The sequence below is a fragment of the Pseudomonadota bacterium genome, from assembly GCA_039196715.1.
Classification (GTDB): domain Bacteria; phylum Pseudomonadota; class Gammaproteobacteria; order CALCKW01; family CALCKW01; genus CALCKW01.
The window spans coordinates 1-3,275 of the sequence record JBCCUP010000151.1 but is presented as its reverse complement, the minus strand read 5'-3'; the positions used below and the strand labels follow the sequence as shown (position 1 = coordinate 3,275).

The 3,275-nt window shown below is 66.6% G+C and carries 3 protein-coding genes and 1 tRNA gene; all 4 read left to right on the top strand.

Going from position 1 to position 3,275, the window contains the following annotated elements; translation table 11 throughout:
• Window positions 1-197: 197 nt before the first annotated feature.
• A complete protein-coding gene (locus AAGA11_22890) occupies window positions 198-1,292 on the top strand; it encodes an OmpA family protein (protein ID MEM9605721.1) in 1,095 nt (364 codons plus the stop codon).
• 60 nt (window positions 1,293-1,352) lie between these two features.
• Window positions 1,353-1,439 (top strand) — tRNA-Leu (locus AAGA11_22885).
• 207 nt (window positions 1,440-1,646) lie between these two features.
• Complete coding sequence (locus AAGA11_22880) at window positions 1,647-2,039, top strand: hypothetical protein (protein ID MEM9605720.1); 393 nt, start codon at window positions 1,647-1,649, stop codon at window positions 2,037-2,039.
• Between the two features lie 504 nt (window positions 2,040-2,543).
• Window positions 2,544-3,224, top strand: coding sequence for an acyltransferase family protein (locus AAGA11_22875; GenBank protein ID MEM9605719.1), 681 nt, complete (start codon window positions 2,544-2,546; stop codon window positions 3,222-3,224).
• Window positions 3,225-3,275 lie beyond the last annotated feature (51 nt).

Below are 3,275 nucleotides of genomic sequence, written 5' to 3'. Positions count from 1 at the left end.
TGGAACGCGCCGCACAAGATCCGGAATGCTAGAGCAAACTTGCGAGCACGGCAAGTCACTGGGTGCGCTTCACCCCGCGACACCCACCAGCTGGACACCGATTTGCATGGCGAATCGGAACGGCACGCCGCGTGGCCCCAGGCTGGCGCAGCGGTGGTGCTCAACCGAGACCAGCTGTCCTCAGGGGGACAAGAACGATGACAGACCTGACCACCTCCGTGACCTGGCCCGGGCGCACACTGCACCGTGCGGCCTGCGCTGCTGCCGTGGTACTGACGCTTGGCGCACCCGCGCTGCAGGCCGAGGATGCGGGTTCTTTCGACACCGGGTGGTATGGCGGTCTGGGCCTCGGCACAAGTGATCTCGATCCGGACGGCGGTACCTCGGGCTGGGGTGTGTCGGACGGCAGCGACGACGGCTGGCGGGTCTTCATCGGCAGACACCTGACACCGCGGGTGCGGGTAGAACTGAACTACACCGACCTCGGCGCAGCGTCTCTGCTGCACAGTAACCCGGCGATCAACGTCGCGGTGCCCGACGCCCACGTCGACTACAGCGCGGTCGGCGTGAACGCCGATTGGCTGGCGCGGCCCGCTGAAAGCCGGTGGAACCTGTTCGCGCGCGGTGGCCTCGCGGCCATTGACAACGACGCCAGTGACGCGGCCATCCAGATCGACCGCGACGACGACGTCTCGCTGGCCGTTGGTGCCGGCGCGCAGTGGCGCGGCAACGGCCGCTGGCTCGCCCAGGTGGTTTACGAACGGCTCTCTAGCGACGCCGAGTGGCTCGGGGTATCGGTGGGCGCCTACCTGCGTGGTCGTCACCGCAGTGTGGACGCCGGACCTGCGGTTGACACGTCCACCGCCGTCGCCACGCCGACGCCGGCACTGATCAGCTCGCCGGCCGCCCCTGAACCCGACTACTCCTGCCGCGTGGTGCGCCGCGTGGTCAAGGGCCTCGACTTCGCGTCCGAGAGCGCCGAACTCGACGCCGACGCACAAGCCTTGCTCGACCGCGTGGGTGCGGCGCTGGGCCGTATCCCGGACTTGATCGTCGAAGTTGTCGGTCACACTGACAGCTGGGGCAGTGCCGAGTACAACCAGGGCCTCTCCGAGCGACGCGCCCAGGCGGTCGCCGACTACCTCAGCGGCTTGCCCGGCTTCATGACCACCCTGTCCGTGCGCGGCGCGGGTGAAGCCGAGCCGGTGGCCGACAACGCGTCTGCCGAGGGCCGCGCCCTGAACCGCCGCATCGAGCTGTTGCTCGACAACCGCCTCGTCTGCCAGAACTGAGCCGGGTGCCGGCGTGCCATCGCGCGCCGGTGCTAGACTACGCGGGTCGGCGCACCGCCTGCCCGGGTGGCGAAATTGGTAGACGCAAGGGACTTAAAATCCCTCGGTGGCAACACCGTGCCGGTTCGACCCCGGCCCCGGGCACCACTCGGCGACACAATACAGGCCCCGTTCCGGGGCTTTTTTTGTGGCGGCAGCTCAGTTGGCACACGCGGTGTGCCCCGGTGCCGCTTCGACCGGTAGACGCCATTGCTGTCTGTCTCTGTCGCACCGTGCCATCCCAGGTTGCCTTGATCGGCAAACATCTTGCGACGTCCCGGATGGAAACGGACCTTGCCAACGGAGGGCATCACCGTGGAATCGACCACACCGGACAGGCGTGCGGCGAAGGGCATCAAGCCCCAGCTCGTGCGCGCCTTGATCGCGAAGCTGCACGACCTGCAAGCGGAAAACGCCGCCTTGCGCCATGAGATCGCCGAACTCGCTCGGTCGTCCGGCGCCCGTCGCGACCCGCAACCGCCTGCGCGCAAAACCACCGCACGCACCCAGGCCGTGCGGGCACAGCTCTTTGCCGACCTGGACGCGGGCAAGCTGACGAAACTGGGGCGCGCGACCTTGAAAGCGCGCTACCGCGTCGGTGACAGCACAGCAGCCTACTTGCAGGGCGAGGCGGTTGCCGCCGGCAAGGCCACGCGTTCGCCGTCGGGTCGGATCACCTTGCCCAGCGGGACCGGCGCCAGCGCCTGAAGCAGCCGGCGACGGCGTGCGCGGCTGTGGGCGTAAAACCACACCGGCTCGCGCGACACCGCCACGGGTGGCCGCCGCGCCGTGCCCGTCCACCCGATGCCGCTCCAGCGCCCCGCCCGACCTCACGCAGAGCGCCGCCGGCAGCACGACCGGGCACCAGAGTTGTCCTGGAGTCCGCTTGCACGGCACCGGCGGTGTGACCTGGTTCACACAAGAATGTCCAACTCCCTCCGTATACTGAGTGGCACCTGACACGTGCGTCACCAGCGTGCGGCTGGCCCCGTAGGCTGTGTAGCCGGGTAAATCGCGTGTGGTCGACACCCGGTGTCAGGCGCGGGTTGCATGGCGTTTCATCCAAGTTTCCGAAGGCGTGTGGCGTGGACGTTGGCACCCACTGACCGGGGGACGAAACGACCTGTCAGTGGACGGGGGCAGGCACCGTTGTTGGCAACGCTGTCTCGAACACCGGTATCGGGGTCGCAGTGATGCACGCAGCTCCACACGGTGCACCGGACACGGTCGCGCACGTCGAATAAGACAACCACGAGGGTTGAACGCAGGCGCATGAGGGGCACGAGCGCGAGAGCCGAACACATCGACATCGCCAAGGGCATTTCGATTGTGTTAGTGGCGATGTTTCACAGTCCGCTTGAATACTATTTCAACGCGGTGGTCGAGCCGATGGCGTTGTTTCGCTTGCCGCTCTTCTTTGTGTTGTCTGGCGTCTTTTTTTCCTGGCGGGCGGATGCCGGCACCTTCCTGCGCAAGAAGGCCGATGCCTTGTTGAAACCCTACGCCGTGGTGTTGGGGGGGCTGCTTCTGTGGCACTGGGTGGGTGGCGGCGACGAGATCGGTCGCCGGTTCTGGGGCATTCTCTACGGCAACGGCGACACCATCGCGTGGGTACCGATGTGGTTCCTCACCCACCTCTTTTCGGTATACGCCGTGGCCTTTTTCGTGTGCAGGATCACACCGCTCCGCGTGGGGTGGGCACCTGGGGTCGGACTTCTGCTTTGCCTGATTGTGGTGGCCGCCTTCGGTATCGGGGCACTCTACGGCGCGGAGATCACGGTGTTTGGCCGTGTCACCGTGGTGCCTGGATTGCCGTTCTCACTCGATTTGGTGGTGATCACAGGGTCGCTTTTTATTATCAGGCCCCGGCGGAAGGTCCCCCAAAGGAAATAAAACCCCCAAGCGGGTGCGGGCGGGTGTGGCGGGGCGGTGTTCTGGGGGGGG